This window comes from Hyphomicrobium sp. GJ21, from assembly GCF_001006785.1.
GTDB lineage: Bacteria > Pseudomonadota > Alphaproteobacteria > Rhizobiales > Hyphomicrobiaceae > Hyphomicrobium_B.
Genome location: NZ_CDHO01000002.1, coordinates 621,683 through 638,929 on the forward strand (window position 1 = coordinate 621,683; position 17,247 = coordinate 638,929).

General features: G+C 62.8%; 17 protein-coding genes. 9 read left to right on the forward strand and 8 right to left on the reverse strand.

Going from position 1 to position 17,247, the window contains the following annotated elements:
• Positions 1-17 precede the first annotated feature (17 nt).
• The 3 genes from HYPGJ_RS05980 to rpsF all read right to left on the reverse strand — a co-directional run bounded on the left by HYPGJ_RS05980 (position 18) and on the right by rpsF (position 1,966).
• Positions 18-971, reverse strand: coding sequence for a DUF2232 domain-containing protein (locus HYPGJ_RS05980; protein ID WP_046846312.1), 954 nt, complete (start codon positions 969-971; stop codon positions 18-20).
• A 197-nt stretch (positions 972-1,168) separates the two neighbouring features.
• Positions 1,169-1,423, reverse strand: a complete 255-nt coding sequence (rpsR, locus tag HYPGJ_RS05985; RefSeq protein WP_013215683.1) for a 30S ribosomal protein S18 — start codon at positions 1,421-1,423, stop codon at positions 1,169-1,171.
• Between the two features lie 3 nt (positions 1,424-1,426).
• A complete protein-coding gene (gene rpsF / locus HYPGJ_RS05990) occupies positions 1,427-1,966 on the reverse strand; it encodes a 30S ribosomal protein S6 (protein ID WP_013215682.1) in 540 nt (179 codons plus the stop codon).
• Between the two features lie 394 nt (positions 1,967-2,360).
• On the opposite strand from rpsF, the gene HYPGJ_RS05995 reads away from it, so the two are divergent.
• Positions 2,361-2,606 (forward strand): hypothetical protein, encoded by a 246-nt coding sequence (locus HYPGJ_RS05995; protein ID WP_013215681.1) that lies wholly within the window; start codon positions 2,361-2,363, stop codon positions 2,604-2,606.
• A 32-nt stretch (positions 2,607-2,638) separates the two neighbouring features.
• Here the strand turns inward: HYPGJ_RS05995 and HYPGJ_RS06000 are convergent, their stop codons facing one another.
• A complete protein-coding gene (locus HYPGJ_RS06000; RefSeq protein ID WP_052750808.1) occupies positions 2,639-3,451 on the reverse strand; it encodes a slipin family protein in 813 nt (270 codons plus the stop codon).
• Between the two features lie 332 nt (positions 3,452-3,783).
• On the opposite strand from HYPGJ_RS06000, the gene HYPGJ_RS06005 reads away from it, so the two are divergent.
• From HYPGJ_RS06005 to gmk, 8 genes are all read left to right on the forward strand, one after another.
• Positions 3,784-4,308: a VOC family protein gene (locus HYPGJ_RS06005; RefSeq protein ID WP_046846313.1), complete on the forward strand. Its 525-nt coding sequence runs from the start codon at positions 3,784-3,786 to the stop codon at positions 4,306-4,308.
• A gap of 140 nt (positions 4,309-4,448) precedes the next feature.
• Positions 4,449-5,396 (forward strand): ACP S-malonyltransferase, encoded by a 948-nt coding sequence (gene fabD / locus HYPGJ_RS06010; RefSeq protein WP_046846314.1) that lies wholly within the window; start codon positions 4,449-4,451, stop codon positions 5,394-5,396.
• A gap of 10 nt (positions 5,397-5,406) precedes the next feature.
• Positions 5,407-6,153, forward strand: a complete 747-nt coding sequence (gene fabG / locus HYPGJ_RS06015; RefSeq protein ID WP_046846742.1) for a 3-oxoacyl-[acyl-carrier-protein] reductase — start codon at positions 5,407-5,409, stop codon at positions 6,151-6,153.
• A 399-nt stretch (positions 6,154-6,552) separates the two neighbouring features.
• The gene (locus HYPGJ_RS06020) at positions 6,553-6,795 is read left to right on the forward strand and encodes an acyl carrier protein (protein WP_013215676.1); all 243 of its coding nucleotides are present in this window, start codon (positions 6,553-6,555) and stop codon (positions 6,793-6,795) included.
• A 140-nt stretch (positions 6,796-6,935) separates the two neighbouring features.
• Positions 6,936-8,198: a beta-ketoacyl-ACP synthase II gene (gene fabF / locus HYPGJ_RS06025; RefSeq protein WP_013215675.1), complete on the forward strand. Its 1,263-nt coding sequence runs from the start codon at positions 6,936-6,938 to the stop codon at positions 8,196-8,198.
• A gap of 136 nt (positions 8,199-8,334) precedes the next feature.
• Complete coding sequence (mltG, locus tag HYPGJ_RS06030) at positions 8,335-9,741, forward strand: endolytic transglycosylase MltG (protein ID WP_046846315.1); 1,407 nt, start codon at positions 8,335-8,337, stop codon at positions 9,739-9,741.
• Positions 9,742-9,838: 97 nt separating this feature from the next.
• Positions 9,839-10,729, forward strand: coding sequence for a YicC/YloC family endoribonuclease (locus tag HYPGJ_RS06035; protein WP_046846316.1), 891 nt, complete (start codon positions 9,839-9,841; stop codon positions 10,727-10,729).
• 27 nt (positions 10,730-10,756) lie between these two features.
• Positions 10,757-11,407 carry a guanylate kinase gene (gmk, locus tag HYPGJ_RS06040; RefSeq protein ID WP_046846317.1) on the forward strand — a complete coding sequence of 217 codons (651 nt, stop codon included), beginning with the start codon at positions 10,757-10,759 and terminating at the stop codon, positions 11,405-11,407.
• Here the strand turns inward: gmk and rsmA are convergent.
• From rsmA to HYPGJ_RS06060, 4 genes are all read right to left on the reverse strand, one after another.
• Positions 11,404-12,267: a 16S rRNA (adenine(1518)-N(6)/adenine(1519)-N(6))-dimethyltransferase RsmA gene (rsmA, locus tag HYPGJ_RS06045; protein WP_046846318.1), complete on the reverse strand. Its 864-nt coding sequence runs from the start codon at positions 12,265-12,267 to the stop codon at positions 11,404-11,406. The genes gmk and rsmA overlap by 4 nt on opposite strands.
• 5 nt (positions 12,268-12,272) lie before the next feature.
• Entirely contained in the window at positions 12,273-13,334 is a 1,062-nt protein-coding gene (pdxA, locus tag HYPGJ_RS06050) for a 4-hydroxythreonine-4-phosphate dehydrogenase PdxA (RefSeq protein WP_046846319.1), read from the reverse strand.
• Positions 13,335-13,336: 2 nt separating this feature from the next.
• Positions 13,337-14,641, reverse strand: coding sequence for a SurA N-terminal domain-containing protein (locus tag HYPGJ_RS06055; protein WP_244466021.1), 1,305 nt, complete (start codon positions 14,639-14,641; stop codon positions 13,337-13,339).
• Positions 14,642-14,791: 150 nt separating this feature from the next.
• Positions 14,792-17,245: an LPS-assembly protein LptD gene (locus HYPGJ_RS06060; RefSeq protein ID WP_046846744.1), complete on the reverse strand. Its 2,454-nt coding sequence runs from the start codon at positions 17,243-17,245 to the stop codon at positions 14,792-14,794.
• Positions 17,246-17,247: the final 2 nt, after the last annotated feature.

Sequence of the window (17,247 nt, forward strand, 5' to 3'; positions counted from 1 at the left end):
GTTGAATGCGATGAATTTCAGCTTGGCGGCGGAGGCGGCTTGCCTGCGGTCCGGTAGTTGAAAACGGTCTCGGCGAGGCCGACGAGAGCCAGGAGCAATCCGATGTGTGGGACAAGGATCGCGCCGATATAGAGCGAGCTCAGAATGAAGCTGCGCCACGGCGAGCCGCGCGTCAGCACATGAACGAGGCCAAGTCCCACGAGCGCGAAAGCCAGCGTGAACGGCGCCGCGACACCCGCCGAGAGCAAGCCCGTCAGTCCGCCCGTGAACGTCAGGCCGATGGCAACGAACAGCGCGAGCGTCGCCCCGGCCGGCATCTTGAACTGCGCGAGATCCGGCCACGGACGCACCAGCCGTCCGGATGCGAGCGTGATGCGGCCCGCGAGCCAGAGATTGAGCAACGTCGTCGTCATCGCCAGTAGGCCCAGCGCCCACGGCAGAGTCGAGAGCGTCGAACGCGTGATCTGATCGATCTCGGCCTCGCCGATCGCCGGCGCTCCGGGAATTTGCGTCAGCTCGGATTTGACAAACGCTTGGACGGCGCCGCGCAGCATCTTCGTCAGGGTTTCGATGTCGCCGCCGCCCATCATGATCAGCGCCAGCATCGCGAACAGTCCTGCGAACAGCGCCGCGAACACGACGATTCGGCCGATCGGATACCACTCGCGCTGGTCTTCCGGTCCGCGGCTCATCAGCGTGAAGCGCGTGCAAACGAAAGCCGGGATGGCCGTGCTGATCGCATAGATTTCCGCCGTCAGCGGATTGGTGATCAGCATCACCGTCGTCGTCGCCGTGATGGCGGCGATCGCGCCGGGGATCACGCCCAGTCCAAGACCTGCGAGATAAAGGGAGAGCGGCGTCAGCAGAAACAGCACGACGCGCAGCACCATCGCTCCAGTCGTCGCCGAAGCGAAGACGACCGCGGAAACAATACCCGCTGCAATGGCAAGAAGGAAAACGTTCGTCGGCATCGCCTGCTGTCCCGCGTTTCGAGCGGTTAGAGCCGGATCCGGTTTCCCGTCCCGACCCAACGGAGAGAAATTCCCCTCTCCCCGTTCTTTACGGGGAGAGGGCTAGGGTGAGGGGCGGCAACACTCTCGCAAGCGGCAGCCCCTCACCCCAACCCTCTCCCCATTCCAAGCGAAGAGGAATGGGGAGAGGGGGATGATTACTTGATCACGTACGGCAGCAGCCCAAGGAAGCGAGCGCGCTTGATGGCCTGGGCCAGCTCGCGCTGCTTCTTGGCCGAGACGGCCGTGATACGGCTCGGCACGATCTTGCCGCGTTCGGAAATGTAGCGGCCGAGCGTGCGCACGTCCTTGTAGTCGATCTTCGGAGCGCCTTCACCCGAGAACGGGCAGGTCTTGCGACGGCGCTGGAACGGACGACGGGCACCGCCGCCGCTGGAAGCGATTTCAGCCATGGATTAGCCCTCCGAGCCAGGATTGGAATCACGCGGCGGACGAGGTGCGCGCGGCGCATCTCCATCACGGGGCGGACGCGGACCGCGGTCGCCGTCTCTCGGCGGGCGCGAACGGAACGTCGAGCCGCCTTCACGGCCACCGCCGAAACCACCGCGATCACCGCGCGGCGGGCCGCCACGGCCGCCACCGCCGAAGCCGCGATCACCACGCTCTTCGCGGTCCTGCTTGCGCATCTGGACGCTGGGCTCGGTCTCGTGCTCTTCGACGCGAATGGTCAGAAAGCGAATGACGTCGGAATTGATGCCCATGCGCCGTTCCATCTCGGTCACCGCTGCGGGCGGCGCGTCGATGTTGAAGAAGGCGTAGTGGGCCTTGCGATTCTTCTTGATCTTGAAAGCGAGGTTCTTCAGTCCCCAGTATTCCTGCTTGGTGACTTTGCCCTGTCCTTCTTCGACGACGTCCTGAAATTCTTTCATCAGGGCTTCGACTTGAGCTTGGGTCACGTCCTGGCGTGCCAGGAACGTATGCTCGTAAAGCGGCATACGATGGCCTTTCGGTTCGAGTTGTCGCGTTCTTGGAACGCGGTCGTTTCCCTCCGGCGCAAAGCCCCAATCAGGCCCGAGAAAGGCCGATCTGGTACCCATCAGGAGAAGACACTGGGGGACGACGTCAGAAACGCCTCTCGGCAGCATTTGATAGCAAATGCAACCTGAGCCCCCGATCAGCCTCCAACCGGAGCGGAAAGCGCGCTTATACAGGATTTGGCCGATCCGGCAAGGCGTCCAGGCCCCGGCCAGGCGCAATCTTTGAGGCTCGGTCGCCGCACCTGCGTAATTTCTTCGTCGAGAACTTCGGCCCGTCGCCCCGCTGCCAGGGAATCATGGCCTAACGGGCAATTCAAAACGCCTCAGCCGGCGCGTCGAGGGAGATCCAGCCATGAAGTTCGCAGCTTATACCGAGGAAACCATCTGGGCGGTCGAGGATACCGAGGAGGCTGCCCGTTCTGAAGGCGAGGCCACGATGCAGGAGCTGGGCTCTACGGCCGATGCCGCGTCCCTCAAAGTCGCACCGATCGACGACGATCTCGTCGAAGCCCTCGCTCAGGCGGAAGCCTCGGGCGAAGATGTGCTCTTCGACCTCATCGATGGCGAACTCTGCGAGGTCGAGACGGTCGAGACCTGAGGTCCCGCCGCGTCGCGCAGAACCAGGCAAGCTCAGCTTTCTTCGCTAGTGGCGTCTTCCGCTGGCGTCGCTTGCACGGGAAGAATACCGGCGCCGCCCGAGAGAACCAGGGTCGGCGCCGATTTTCCGTTTGCGCCTGAGAGCGCCTGCAGTACGCGCAGGTTCATCAATTCCGGATTGCCCTTCAGGAGACGTGCCGCATTGTTCAGGGCACGCAACGCGGCCTGCTCGCCGCGAGCGCGTTCGAGGCTCGCAGCCGCTTCGAGCTTGGCGCGTGCGGCATCCGTCGCGATGCGCCGGATCTCCGCGGGCATCATCAGATCACGCACGTCGGCGCGGATCAGATCGCACCCCTGCTGCTCGCATCCCGCCTTCGCGAGCGCGGACAATTGCTCATCCAGCTTGCCGCGCTGATCGAGAAGCTCCTCGAGCGTCGCCGCCGCTGCGATATCGCGCAATGCCAGCTGCAGCGTGCGATAAATGGCGGTGTAATAGCCCTCGGAACTGGTTTCGAGCGCTTTACGCGCGTCCGTCACCCGGACGATGGCGACTGCGCTCATGCGCAGCGCCAGGCGATCCTGGCTCAGCACTTCCTGACTGGAAACGGTAATTGCGGTCTCGTTGACGTTGACCGTCCGGAGTGTCGAACGCGGCGAAATCCAATGCCGTCCAGGCCCGACTTCGCGGTCGAACTTGCCGTCCTTGTAGACGACGCCGCGCAGACCTTCCGACACGACCGTTCCGGAAGTGGCAACGAACTTGAACAGGTAAATGGCCATGGCGATCGCAACGATGAGCGCCATGATCAGCGGCAGAGACATGATGAGATCGGATTCCTGCTGCATCGGTGACCCGCGACCTTGGTAGGAGCGCTTCCGGCGCCGTGGCCACGTCACGGGAGCAGTCCCCGAAGGTCTGCTCGCAGGGCGGCGCGGCGACTGCCTTGCGGCGGGCGCCGGAAGCGACAGTTTGCTTTTGGATCAGGCTCATCACCCGAGACCGCCAGGTAAACTCCTGCTGACGAAAGGCCTACAGCCTTTCCGCAGCCCACCCGCGCGGCACTCGAACTTAGCATATGGGTTTCGTTAAAACGAAGGCGGATCGTCTTGGAGCTTGCCTGGACGGCACCGGCGGCCCATCTCACGTCCCATCCGCTCTTGGAAAACGAGGCAGACCGATGGATGAGACGCGCGGCGAGACGACAAGCACGGCAACCCCGATTGATCCCGGCGTCCGCATTGGGCACGTGCATCTGAAGGTCGCCGATCTCGACCGTGCGCTCGGCTTCTATTGCGGCGTCCTCGGCTTCGAGCTGACGCAGCGCTACGGCAATCAGGCGGCTTTCATATCGGCGGGCGGGTATCACCATCACATCGGCCTCAACACCTGGGAGAGCCGGGGAGGGACGCCGCCGCCTCCGGGCACGACGGGCCTCTACCATCTCGCCGTGCTCTACCCGACGCGCGCGGCCCTGGCCGACGCGCTACGCAGACTCATGCGAGCGGGCATTCGGCTGACCGGCGCCAGCGATCATGGCGTCAGCGAAGCGCTGTATCTCGACGATCCGGACGGCAACGGCGTCGAACTCTACTGGGACAGGCCCGCGGCGGATTGGCCGCGCGACGCGTCGGGCGCGATTGCGATGTTCACCAAAGCGTTGGATCTCAACGATCTTTTGAGCGAGCCGAAGGCCGGCGCGTAGGCCCGCGCTTCACCCGCGCGGCGTCGGCCGCCTGTTACCTGCCGCTCTTGACACGTGCACGATCGCCGTGGACTAAGGCCGCCAATATCTGAGTTCTCGCAGCGATTTCATCCTTCAGTCCAAGGAGCACCTTCTCCACGATGGCACGCGCATTCGTCTTTCCCGGACAGGGCAGCCAGGACGTCGGTATGGGCAAGGCCCTTGCTGAAGCCTTTCCCTCGGCCAAGGCCGTTTTCGACGAGGTCGACGACGCGCTGGGTCAGAAGCTCTCGGCCATCATCTGGGAAGGCCCCAAGGAAACTCTGACGCTGACCGAGAACGCCCAACCGGCTCTCATGGCGGTGTCGATGGCCGTCATGCGCGTGCTCGAAAAAGAGAAGGGCTTCTCGCTCGCCGACAAGGTCAAGTTCGTCGCCGGACATTCGCTCGGCGAATATTCCGCGCTCGCAGCTGCTGGAGCATTCTCGCTTGCCGACGCCGCGCGGCTTTTGAAACTTCGCGGTCAGGCGATGCAGAAAGCGGTTCCCGTCGGCGTCGGCGCGATGGCCGCGCTGCTCGGCGTTGGCGCAGAGGCGGCTGAGAAAGTTGCCGCTGAAGCTGCGCAGGGCGACGTTTGCCAGGTCGCGAACGACAACGATCCGACACAGATCGTCCTCTCCGGTCATAAGACCGCAATCGATCGCGTCGCCGAGATCGGCAAGAAATACGGCGTCCGCCGCGCGGTGCCGCTTCCTGTCTCCGCACCCTTCCATTGCGCCCTGATGCAGCCCGCCGCCGACGCGATGGCGGAAGCTCTCGCGCAGGTGACGGTCAACAAGCCCGTCGTTCCTGTTGTCGCCAACGTGCTCGCCGCGCCGATTTCCGATCCCGACGAGATCAGGAAGCGTCTTGTCGAGCAGGTGACAGGGACCGTGCGCTGGCGCGAATGCGTTGCCGCGATGGCCGCCGACGGCGTGACGGAATTCTACGAAATCGGCGCCGGCAAAGTCCTTGCCGGTCTCGTGAAGCGGACCGCGGCTTCGGCCAGCGCCGTGAGCATCGGCGCACCGGCCGACATCGACGCGGCGCTCGCCGCACTCAATGCTTGAAGGAGACCTCATGTTCGATCTGACTGGTAAAACGGCGCTCGTCACAGGCGCCACCGGCGGCATCGGCGCCGAAATCGCGCGCGTCTATCACAAGGCCGGCGCGACGGTCGCCATCTCGGGCCGTAAAGTCGAAGCGCTGGAAGAACTCGCCAAGGAACTCGGCGACCGCGTCCATGTTCTCCCCTGTGATCTTGCCGATCGCCCGAGCGTCGCGAAGCTGATCGACGAAGCCGTGAAGGTTCTCGGCGGACGTCTCGACATTCTCGTCAACAACGCCGGCTTGACGAAAGACAACCTCTTCATGGTGATGAAGGACGATCAGTGGGACGACGTCATCGCCGTCAACCTGACGTCGACATTCATGCTGTGCCGCGCCGCCTCCCGTCACATGATGCGATCGAAGACGGGTTATGGCCGCATCATCAATATCGCCTCCGTATCGGGCGTCTTCGGCAATCCGGGACAGGGCAACTACGCCGCGTCCAAGGCCGGTATGATCGGCATGACCAAATCGCTCGCACGCGAAGTCGCTTCGCGCGGCATCACCGCGAACTGCGTCGCGCCGGGCTTCATCAAGACGGCGATGACCGATGTCCTGACGGACAAACAGAAGGGCGACATCGCGCAGATCATTCCGGCGCAACGTTTCGGCGAGCCGCTGGATATCGCAGCCGGCTGCCTGTATCTCGCCTCCAACGAAGGTGGGTACATGACCGGTCAAACGCTGCACATCAACGGCGGCATGGCGATGGTCTGACCGTCTTCGAAAACGATGGTAAACGGCGGCAAAGCTTCAATTTCCTAGGTTTTGCACGTGTGCTGTACGAGCGTGTTGAGCTGCGTCACCGTGTGCTTTGCAAGGCCACGTAAACGTGTTAACGACACCACGGTTTTGAGGCGCGAAAAGCGCGCCTTCGGGACGGCGTGAAGCTGGGGACAAACCAGCGTAGCGTTACGCGAATACGGTACTCCGGGGTAAGACTCACGCTACGGGGACCAAAGAAAAGACTTCTGAAAACGGACGCGAGCCCCTATCCGAGCAGGCTGAATTTCCCTTAAAGTTGAAAATAGGCATGCGGTTTCCAGCGGGTTCTGCAGAGCGAACGGAGCGGGCCATTGAGGCTCGCCGAATAATAGAAAGACACGAGGATTGACGATGAGCGATGTTGCAGAGCGCGTGAAGAAAATTGTCGTAGAGCATCTTGGCGTCGAGGCCGATAAGGTCACGGACAACGCCAGCTTCATCGACGACCTTGGCGCGGATAGCTTGGATACGGTTGAGCTCGTGATGGCGTTCGAAGAAGAATTCGGATGCGAAATTCCGGATGATGCCGCTGAGCACATCCTTACCGTTGGCGACGCCGTAAAGTTTCTGGAAAAGAACGCCAGCGCGGCCTGAGCGTCCTCGTTCATCCGCAGAATTGAGGCGCGGGCACTCGCGCCCGTCGGATTGGATTTGAAGGGGGCTGGGATGACCGGCCCCCTTCACATGCTGATTGCGATCGACCTTCATTTCCAACAGCCAAGCAAGAAGAAGCCATGCGCCGAGTAGTCATCACAGGAATGGGTATCGTCTCCCCCGTTGGCTGCGGTGTTGAGGCAGCCTGGAAAAATCTGCTCGCGGGGCAAAGCGGCGCCCGCCGCGTCGAAGAGTTCGAAGTCTCCGACATCACCTGCCAGATCGCGAATTTCATTCCGCGCGGCGCGACTGCGGAAGGCAAGTTCAATCCCGACGATTGGATGGAGCCGAAAGAGCAGCGCAAGGTCGACGACTTCATCATCTATGCCGTCGCGGCGGCTGCGCAGGCCATTCGCGATTCCGGCCTGAAATTCGAGACGGCCGAAGCGCAGGAGCGCGCCGGCGTTCTGATCGGTTCCGGCATCGGCGGATTGTCGGGCATTGCCGACACGTCGATCCTGCTCAAGGAAAAAGGTCCGCGCCGCGTCTCGCCGTTCTTCATTCCTGGGCGGCTGATCAATCTCGCGGGCGGCTACGTCTCAATCATGCATAACCTGCGCGGGCCGAACAACGCCGTCGTCACGGCGTGCGCCACCGGTACGCACGCGATCGGCGACGCGGCGCGCATCATCGCGCTCGACGACGCTGACGTGATGGTGGCGGGTGGTTCCGAAAGCCCGATCTGCCGCATCGCGATGGCGGGCTTCGCCGCCTGCCGCGCGCTGTCGACGGGCTTCAACGATACGCCGACGAAAGCATCGCGCCCCTACGACAAGGATCGCGACGGGTTCGTGATGGGCGAGGGCGCCGGCATCGTCGTCCTCGAAAGCTACGAGCATGCCAAGGCGCGCGGCGCGACGATCTACGCCGAGGTGATCGGCTACGGCATGTCGGCCGACGCATTCCACATCACCGCACCTGCTGAAGACGGCGACGGCGCTTACCGTTGCATGAAGATGGCTCTCAACCGCGCTGGTGTTTCGCCGAGCGAGATCGACTACGTCAACGCGCACGGCACCTCGACGCCGATGGGCGACGAGATCGAGCTCAAGGCTGTCGAACGCCTGTTCGGCAACACGGCGGGCAAGCTCGCGATGTCGTCGACGAAGTCGGCGATCGGCCATCTCCTCGGCGCCGCTGGTGCGGTCGAGGCGATTTTCTCGACCCTCGCGATCCGAGATAACATTGCGCCGCCGACGCTCAACCTCGATACGCCGTCGGTGGAAACCGCGATCGATCTGGTGCCACACGCGCCCAAAAAGCGTGACATCAATATCGCGCTGTCGAACTCGTTCGGCTTTGGCGGCACCAATGCCTGCCTGGTGCTGCGAAGAGCAGCTTAAACACCGGCCGACTTCGCCGTTTTGCCACAATTTCCGTTGAGCGTCCGATCGAGGGGCGGGGCTGATGAAGTGTGTGTGATTGAGCTATTCTCAATCGCTCGCTGCCGCTTCTTCAAGGGACAATGCTCTGAGTATCATGAGTCAGCAAAGACGCCGCCCGGACGGGAACAAGACCGCCCGCACCGCCGGAGCACGAAGTCCAGCCGAACGCCTCGAACCCGGCCGAGCGCCCCGCCGGCCGCGCGGCCTCGACGCGCGCGAACCGTCACGCGTCGTGTCGACACTCGTGCGCATCATCAGCGGCGTGCTCACGGTTTCGCTGATTGGCATGCTGCTCGTCGGCGGCATGTCGTTCACCATCTACAACCAGTATGAAAGCCCCGGCCCCCTCGATGCGCCGCGCGTCGTCGTCATTCCGAAAGGCGAGGGGCGTATCGCTATCGCGGAACGGCTCGAGAAGGACGGCATCATTTCCAATCGCTGGACGTTCGTCGGCGGCCACCTGATGCAGAACTTCTTCGGCCAGCGAAAGAACGGCGAACTCAAAGCCGGCGAGTATGAAATCAAGGAGCACGCGTCGATCCGCGAAGTGATCGACACGCTCTCCGAAGGCAAGTCGATCCTCTACAAGGCGACGCTGCCCGAAGGACTTACGAGCGAGCAGATCGTCGAACGGCTGAAAGCCGAACCGAGCCTCAGCGGTGAAGTCACGCACGTTCCGCCGGAAGGGTCGCTCCTGCCGGACACCTACTATTTCTCGAAAGGCACGCCGCGACAGGAGATCCTGGAGCGCATGCAGGCCGAGATGGGAAAGGCGATCAGTGCGCTCTGGGAAAATCGCGACCCAAGCCTGCCGATCAAGTCTGCCGAGGAATTGGTGACGTTCGCGTCGATCGTCGAAAAGGAAACCGGGCGCGCGGATGAACGCGATCGCGTCGCCGCCGTTTTCTACAATCGCTTGAGAAAGGGCATGCGCCTGCAATCCGATCCGACGATCGTCTACGGCATCGTCGGCGGCCAGGGCGCGCTCGGGCGAGGCATCACCAAGTTCGATATCGAGACGAAGTCGCCATACAACACCTATCAGATCAGCGGTCTGCCACCGGGACCGATCTGCAATCCCGGCAAGTCGGCGATGCAGGCAGCGCTGCATCCGGCGCAAACGTCTGACCTCTACTTTGTCGCCGACGGCACGGGCGGACACGCATTCTCTGAAAATCTGAAAGATCACAACACGGCGGTTCAGAAATGGCGTGAGGTCGAGAAGCAGCGCGCCAAGCCGGACGGCGCCGACGACAGCAAGGCGGACGATAACAGCGCCCCGATCCCGCAGGCCAAGCCCGACGCCGCCGCCAAGGATCAAGCGCGCAAGGGCAAGGCAGTCCAGCAGGCGCGCAAGAACGCCAAGGCCACGCAAAATCAGTCGCCTGGTACCGCGACAGCCGGAGGCGGCGACGGCGCTGCAGCATCGGATCAGGCTTCGGGAGCAGCCACAGACACGGCCGACGTTCCGCTCCCGGTCAAAAAGCCGAAGAAGCAGTAACCAAGAAACACGCAGGCTCTCGCTGGATCGGGTTGGCGTATTCGGCCCGACCCGTTAAGTTGCGCGCCGCATAAAAGTCCAGGCGAGACCTTCCGCGATGACAATCTCCAGCATGACCGGTTTTGCACGCGCCGACGGCTCGACCGATGGTTTGAGCTGGATCTGGGAATCGCGCAGCGTCAACGGTCGTGGGCTCGATGTCCGCCTGCGTCTGCCTCCGGGTTACGAGGCGCTCGAAATCCCGGCGCGCGACGCCGTCGCCAAGCGTTTCGCGCGCGGCAGCATTTCGCTGTCGTTGTCGATCGAGAAGCAGCAGACGAACGGCGCCATCCGCTTGAACGAGCAGGTGCTCGCCGACGTCATCAAGGCCGCCGATCGCGTCTCGACCTTGAGCGGCGCGACGAAGCCCGATGCGGCGCAGCTTCTGATGATCAAGGGGGTGCTCGAGACATCCGACCAGGCGACCGAAGACGCCGCCGCCCGCGCGTCCCGCGAAAAGACAATTCTGCAAAGTCTCGAGGTTGCGCTCGATAAGCTTGGCGAAGCCCGCCGCGCGGAAGGCGCGCGCCTGGGCGGCGTCATTCACGATCAAATCTCGCAGATCGAGCAGCTGGCGGCGACCGTGCGGGCGTCTCCGTCGCGCGCGCCGGAGGCGGTCATGACCCGCTTGAAAGATGCGATTGCGCGTCTCGTCGATACGACGGCTGCGCTTGACGACCAGCGCTTGCACCAGGAAGCCGTGCTGATCGCGACGCGTGCCGACGTCGAAGAAGAGTTGCAACGATTGTCGGCCCACGTCGCCGCTGCCCGCGATATTCTCGCCGAACGCGGCTCGGTCGGGCGTAAGCTCGATTTCCTCGCGCAGGAATTCAATCGCGAGGCCAACACGCTGTGCTCGAAGGCGAACGCCGTCGACATCACGCGGCTCGGTCTGCAGCTCAAGACGGTCATCGACCAGTTTCGCGAACAAGTCCAAAACGTCGAATAGAATGAGAGCAGGGATTCACAACATCCGATGAGCGTCGCGGCACCCGAACCCCACATCGCACGACGTGGCCTGCTCTTCATTATTTCGTCGCCATCCGGCGCTGGGAAAACGACGCTCGCCCGCCGGCTGCTTGCTGCCGACAGCGGCATCGAGATGTCGGTTTCGGTCACGACACGCGCGCCGCGCCCCGGCGAGCAGGATGGTGTCGATTATCACTTCGTCGATCGCGATCGGTTCGAGACGATGAAGTCGCGCGGCGAGCTTCTCGAATGGGCCCGCGTTTTCGACAATCACTACGGGACGCCGCGCCAGCCGGTCGAAGCTGCGATCGCCGCCGGCAAGGACGTGCTGTTCGATATCGATTGGCAAGGTGCGCAGCAGCTTTCGGAAAAGCTGAAGGGCGACGTCGTCCTCGTGTTCGTGCTGCCGCCGTCGGGCAATGTGCTCGAGGATCGGCTGAAATCGCGCGCGCAGGACTCGGCCGAAATCGTTGCCCGGCGCATGGCCGCCGCGTCCGCCGAAATCAGCCATTGGGCGGAATACGACTACGTGATCGTCAACACCGAGATCGAGAAAAGCGCGGCCGCCGTGCAATCCATCCTCGTCGCGGAACGGCTGAAGCGCGACCGGCTTCTCGGATTGTCCGACTTCGTGCGCGACATGCAGGCGGTGCTCTAGGTTCGCTCCCACTCGCCACGATCGAAGATCGCGGCGAGGCGCGCGAATTCCTCGACCGAAAGATCTTCCGCCCGCCGCTCCGGCGCAATGCCGCCCTCGCGCAAAAGAAGCTCCGCCATCGGCGTGAGTTGCTTCAAACTCGACCGCAGCATCTTCCGGCGTTGGCCGAACGCGGCTGCCGTGACGCGCGCGAGCGTCGAGACGCGGCAGCGCGGCTGCGGCTCTGCGATGGGGCGAAAATCGACAACGGCCGACGATACTTTCGGCGGCGGCGTGAACGCTTCCGGCGGCAGATTGATGACGATCCGCGCCTCTGTCCGGTACTGCGCGAGCACGGAAAGCCGGCCGTAGGCTTTTGTGCGCGGCGCGGCGATGATGCGCTCGGCGACTTCGCGCTGAAACATCAGCACCATGCGGTCGAACCACGGCGGCCACGGCTCCGTCTCGAGCCAATCGACCAGAAGCACCGACGCGATGTTGTAGGGCAGGTTGGCCGCGATCGTGACCGGATGCGCGCCGGCGATGAGTTCCGTCCAATCGGTTTTCAGCGCATCGCCCGCATGAACTCTGAGTTGGCCGGGATATCGTGCGGCGATCTCGTCGAGTGCTGCCAGGCACCTGTCGTCGCGCTCGATCGCAATGACGTTCTTCGCGCCTTCGATCAGCAGCGCGCGCGTCAGGCCGCCGGGACCAGGACCGATTTCGACGACCGTGCTGTTGCTGATGTCGCCCGCCGCGCGCGCGATCTTCCGCGTCAGATTGAGATCGAGAAGAAAATTCTGTCCGAGCGATTTCTTCGCCGCGAGCCCGTGCCGCTCGATCACGTCTCGAAGAGGTGGAAGTCCGTCGGCAGTCGTCATGGCACTCACGTCACGGCCGTGCGCGCGCGCCGCGTGCTCATCTCGGCCGCGAGTTTAAGCGCTGAGATCAGGCTGGCCGCTGACGCCGTGCCTTTGCCCGCGATACCGAACGCCGTGCCGTGATCGGGCGAGGTTCTGACGAACGGCAGCCCGAGCGTGGCGTTGACGCCGGAATCGAACGCCAGCGTCTTGATCGGGATCAGCGCCTGATCGTGATACATCGCGATTGCCGCGTCATACGTTTCGCGCGCCGCTGCATGAAACAGTGTGTCGGCGGAATGCGGACCTGTCGCATCAATGCCGTCCGATCGGAGCGCCGCGATGGCAGGCGCGATGATATCGCGATCCTCGCTGCCGAGCGCGCCGTCTTCGCCTGCGTGCGGATTGAGCCCGGTCACGACGAGACGGGGCTCGGCAATTCCGAAATCCTGCTTCAGCGCCGCCGCAACGATGCGCGCGGTCTCGATGATTTTCTCGGAGGTCAGCAGCGATGGCACAGATTTGAGCGGCACGTGGATCGTCACGGGCACGACACGGAGTTCGGGCGACGCGAGCATCATGACCGGCTCGGCAGGACGTGCGGGCCAAAGCTCGCTTGCGAGCGAGCCGAGATATTCCGTGTGCCCCGCGAACTGAAAGCCGGCGTCGTAGAGTACCGACTTCGCGATCGGATTGGTAACGACGGCTGAGGCTTGTCCCGCCGCAACCGCTTCGACCGCGCGACGGATCGCAAGGATGACGGCCGGACCATTCTGAGAGTCGGGAACTCCGGGTTGCGCGGCGCGGACCAGCGGCACGTCAACGACCGGCAAGGCCCGAGCAAAGACGTCGGCCGCAGCACGTGCATCGGGAACGGCGACGACATCGCAATCGACGCCGAGCGCACGGCGTGTCTCGCGCATGAGGTTGAGATCGGCAAAGAGAGCAAATGCCGGAAGCGCGTTCGCCTCACGGGTACGCCACGCGTCTATCGCGAGTTCCGGCCCGATGCCGGCGGGATCACCCATCGTGAGTGCAAGAGGAGTGACTGCGAGAGGAACCTGACGCGCGCTCGCCTGAGCGGCCATGGTCAACGGTACTCGATATGAGCGTCTTCGCGAAGGTCTTTGAGATAGCGGCGCGCCATGACTTCGAACTCTTTCTGTTTCAACTCGCCTTCGGCCTGCGTGCGCTTATCGGCGTCGGATTTGACGGAGTCGCGTCCGCAGACAACGTAAAGCTCGACGGCGCCGTCGCCGACGCTTGGCGGCAACATCTCTCCGTCGCTTGCGTTGAGCAGGAGTGTACGGGTCGGCTCGGGGAGCGTCGAGGATTTCCTTTTGCCGATGTTCTCGAACTTGGCGCCCGGAATGCCGGTCGCAGCTGCAGCCGTCGATTTGCAATCGGTAAAGCGCGAACGAACCTTTTCCGCTTCCTCAATGCGCTGAGCGATGCCGTGTTCTTCCATCTTTTTCGGCAGCATGATTTGTACGCGCTGGATCTGCAACTCAACGTCTTCCTGCGCCGAGCCCGCCGCCGTCGCCACCATCTTGTCGACGTCCTTGGTGTTGACGTTGATCAGCGGGCCAAAGCGCCGCCGCACGACCTCGTTCCACGACAGCGCGGCGCGGATACGGCTCTTCATCGGGTCGATGCTGCCACCGACCTGCTTGGTGAACTGATCGAGCGTCATCTTGTTGCGCTCGGCGATGCCGTTGATCACGCGGTCGACTTCGGAGTCTTCAATCGTGACGCTCTGCTTCTTCGCTTCCTGCAGCTTCAGCCGCTCGTCGATCAGTTCCTCGATCGCCTGCTTTTTGACCGTCGGCAGAGACGCCTTGCGCGCGCTCTCGAATGCCTCGCGCTGCAAGTTCATGCCGAAGTCTTTTTTCTTCTTCTCGAAGATGGCGATAATCTCGTCGCGCGACTTGCCCTGGTTGGCTTGCACGACCTGATTGAGGAGCGCCTTCAGACGCTCCGTCGTCTTCGGATTCTTGATGATGGCTTCGAAATTGGCCTTGGCTTGAGCCTGCACGCCGGAGCCGCTGAGCAGCATCGCGCGACGGTCGACCTCGAAACCCGTAATGGGTTCGTCGTTGACGAGAACCTCGATCACGTTCTCGCCGCCAACGGGATCGGATGAAACCGGCTCGCGGCTCGCGGTCTCGGAGCCTTTGCCTTTCGCTGCGGGAGCCGACTTTTTGCGGCCCTTCTTGTCCGTTGCCTTATCGCCTGCGGCATCCGTATTGCCGACCGCGGGCGCTCCCAGCAGGCCGCCGGTTCCATCGCCCGTCACGGCAACGGTGCCGCCCTGCGCCAGAGCGGCGACGGCGCCGATCGTCAGCAACAGCCCCGCGGCGACCGCGATCCCCGCCGGCCGGACAATCGAAGTCAAACGTTTATCGTGTGAAAACGGCATCCCCAGGAGGTCCACTGTCGAATCGCTCAAGCCAGCAGGATACTGCAGCCGCGCTGAGCCTTTGGCGCTTATCCACATCAAGAGTGGCCAAAATCCGGCCCATTCGACCGAGCGTCGAAGCAGGCGTCAGTTCACGCGCTCTTCGCCGCCAAGGTTAAAGTCCAGGGCGTCTGTCTTGGCGGCGAAATCGCCAAGATGCTTCAGCTCGAAGCGCAACATGAACGTGCGGTCGGCCTCGATGGTCTGCTCGGAGTAATTGGATTCGATATAGGACGCCGTGAGCGCAAAGCACTCGTCGGCATATTTGATCTGCACGCTGTCGTAGCGCAGTTCCTTCTTGTCGACGTCGTAACGCGTCATGCCGCCGATGCTCCAGCGATCCGTGAGCCGGAGAGTCGCCGACGCGAGAAGTTCCTGTTGGACCGGATCTGGATCGGTCGGATCAAGCAAGATCGCATCGCTGCTGTAGCTGTAGCCGATCTGCGTCGACAGCGGGCCGAAGTTGAACACCATGGCCGCGTCTTCGCGCCGGAGGTCCATCGTATCCTGGTCGAAGCGGCTCTGCGAAATGATCCTGAATTCGTCGATCGGAGCCAGATACACGCCAAGGACGTAATCCGAGCGCGACGTTTGGAGACCGCTGACCGGCGTATAGATGTAATTGCCGTCGGCGTCGCGGCCCGGGTTCAGATAAATGTTGTCGCCGGAGAGATGGTAGCTTTCGCCCGCGAGGAAGCGCGCATAGCCGCCATCGTGTGACTGGAACGTGTACTGCAGGCCGACGTTGGCGCGCGTGCCCGTCTCGATCCGGTCGTAGCCCGAAAACTTCGACGTCGAGAACAGGTTCGTGTCGTCGAACACGAGGCTCTGCGCGTCCTCGTTTGGCAGCCAGCGCTGCGGAATGCTTTCCTGGTGCGCCACGATCTGGCCGATCGGCTCAATGACATGGCTGGCGCTCGCGGTGTTCGCGACCCACGGATACGACACCGTCATGCCGCCGTCCACGATGCCGCGTGTCACGGTATTGCTGCCGACGAAGGTGCCCGGATAGGTCGCCGTTGCATCCGCTGGATTGTTATAATTGTCGTACTGATAGACATCGCCGCGCACGTCCGCGAACGGCGTGTAGCTGATGCCGATCGCATCGGTCAGGCGACGACGCCATTTCAGTTCCGAAACGATGCGGTTTATGTTCTCGTTTGCGGATTGGCCTGTGATGGGATCAACGACAGCGCCATCCTCGCGCGTAAAGCTCAGAACATTCGTGTTCCATTTGAGCTCGCCGCCGAGAACCGGATCGGCGAAGACGTAATTATAGTTGATGATCGGGTGCGTATAACCTTCGGTCTGCGGCGTGTCGGTGCTGAGCAGCCCCTGGAACTGATAGAGCGTCGCGTTGAAGTAGTTCCGGTCGGACTGGCCTGTCAGGTAGATCTGATTGACCCGGTCCGTGACCAGAACGCTATCGAGCTTATAGAAGCGGCGGAACTGATCGTCCGTTTCCGCCGTCACGTCCCAGCCGAACTTCCACCAGCTCGAAAGCGCGAAGACGCCGTGCGTCTCGACGCTGCCGCGCAAGCCGTCATAGCTCTTGAGGCCGATGTTGTCGGGCGATCCGTCAGGCGGAAGGTCGCGATAGTTCTGATCGATGCCAGCTAGCTTCACATTGTACTGGCCGTTCGCGAGGCGGTGGCGCCACTCTGCCTGCATCAGCAACCCTTGATCGCTGAGGTAGGTCGGCGTGAGCGTCAGGTCGTAGTTCGGTGCGATCGCCCAGTAGTAGGGAATGCCGGTGATATAGCCCAGCGTCGATGAATGGCCGTACTGCGGTGTCAGGAAGCCGGACTTGCGCTTCACCGACGGGTCGGGCGACTGGAAGTAGGGCAGATAGAAAACCGGCTGCCCGTAGATTTCGAAGTAGGCGTCCTGATAGGTGATCGTCGCTGCGTCGGCATCGTGGATGATGCGCGCGGCGCTCAGACACCAGAGCGGCGGCGTTCCGCCATCGCTTTTGCAAGGCGTGAAGCGGCCGTTCTCGAATTCGTTGACATTGCCGCCACGGCGCACGGCGCGGTCGGCGGTGATCGTCGACTGGTCCTGCGAGACGACCGACAGCGACTGCACGAAGCCGTCGCGGAAGTCGTCCGTCAGCGTATAGCGGTCGGCGCGGATGACGTTGCCCTGCGGCTCCTTGAGGGTAACGTTACCGACGGCGGTCAGCGTGCCGCCGCCCTGGTCGTAGACGACTTCGTCGGCGGTCAGGATGTTGTCGTTGTAATAGATTTCGACGTTGCCGCGCGCGATGACGCGATTGCCGGCCTTGTCGTAGATCAGCTGGTCGCCCTGCAGGCGCATCGGCTGTGTCTTGTCGACCTGCGTGTTGACCTTGCCGAAGATGCTTTCCTTGCCGAACGTCGAGGGCTGCTTCGAAGCAGCTTCGGCTGAACCGCCAAAATGGATCGTGAAGAGCGCCGCGCCGAGGACGCACGAAAGCGCACGAGCGAACCCGGCTGCTGTAAAGCGCCAGGATCCCCCGCGTGACCTTCCGCAACCCCAGTGCGGTGTCCGCACTTCACGCATCA

Coding starts and splice junctions, on each gene's coding strand:
- rpsR (WP_013215683.1), bottom strand. CDS start 1,423: ATGGCTGAAATCGCTTCCAGCGGCGGCGGTGCCCGTCGTCCGTTCCAG.
- HYPGJ_RS06035 (WP_046846316.1), top strand. CDS start 9,839: ATGACAATCTCCAGCATGACCGGTTTTGCACGCGCCGACGGCTCGACC.
- gmk (WP_046846317.1), top strand. CDS start 10,757: ATGAGCGTCGCGGCACCCGAACCCCACATCGCACGACGTGGCCTGCTC.
- HYPGJ_RS06000 (WP_052750808.1), bottom strand. CDS start 3,451: ATGCAGCAGGAATCCGATCTCATCATGTCTCTGCCGCTGATCATGGCG.
- HYPGJ_RS05995 (WP_013215681.1), top strand. CDS start 2,361: ATGAAGTTCGCAGCTTATACCGAGGAAACCATCTGGGCGGTCGAGGAT.
- fabG (WP_046846742.1), top strand. CDS start 5,407: ATGTTCGATCTGACTGGTAAAACGGCGCTCGTCACAGGCGCCACCGGC.
- fabD (WP_046846314.1), top strand. CDS start 4,449: ATGGCACGCGCATTCGTCTTTCCCGGACAGGGCAGCCAGGACGTCGGT.
- fabF (WP_013215675.1), top strand. CDS start 6,936: ATGCGCCGAGTAGTCATCACAGGAATGGGTATCGTCTCCCCCGTTGGC.
- HYPGJ_RS06005 (WP_046846313.1), top strand. CDS start 3,784: ATGGATGAGACGCGCGGCGAGACGACAAGCACGGCAACCCCGATTGAT.
- HYPGJ_RS06020 (WP_013215676.1), top strand. CDS start 6,553: ATGAGCGATGTTGCAGAGCGCGTGAAGAAAATTGTCGTAGAGCATCTT.
- rsmA (WP_046846318.1), bottom strand. CDS start 12,267: ATGACGACTGCCGACGGACTTCCACCTCTTCGAGACGTGATCGAGCGG.
- HYPGJ_RS06060 (WP_046846744.1), bottom strand. CDS start 17,245: ATGCGTGAAGTGCGGACACCGCACTGGGGTTGCGGAAGGTCACGCGGG.
- HYPGJ_RS05980 (WP_046846312.1), bottom strand. CDS start 971: ATGCCGACGAACGTTTTCCTTCTTGCCATTGCAGCGGGTATTGTTTCC.
- mltG (WP_046846315.1), top strand. CDS start 8,335: ATGAGTCAGCAAAGACGCCGCCCGGACGGGAACAAGACCGCCCGCACC.
- pdxA (WP_046846319.1), bottom strand. CDS start 13,334: ATGGCCGCTCAGGCGAGCGCGCGTCAGGTTCCTCTCGCAGTCACTCCT.
- rpsF (WP_013215682.1), bottom strand. CDS start 1,966: ATGCCGCTTTACGAGCATACGTTCCTGGCACGCCAGGACGTGACCCAA.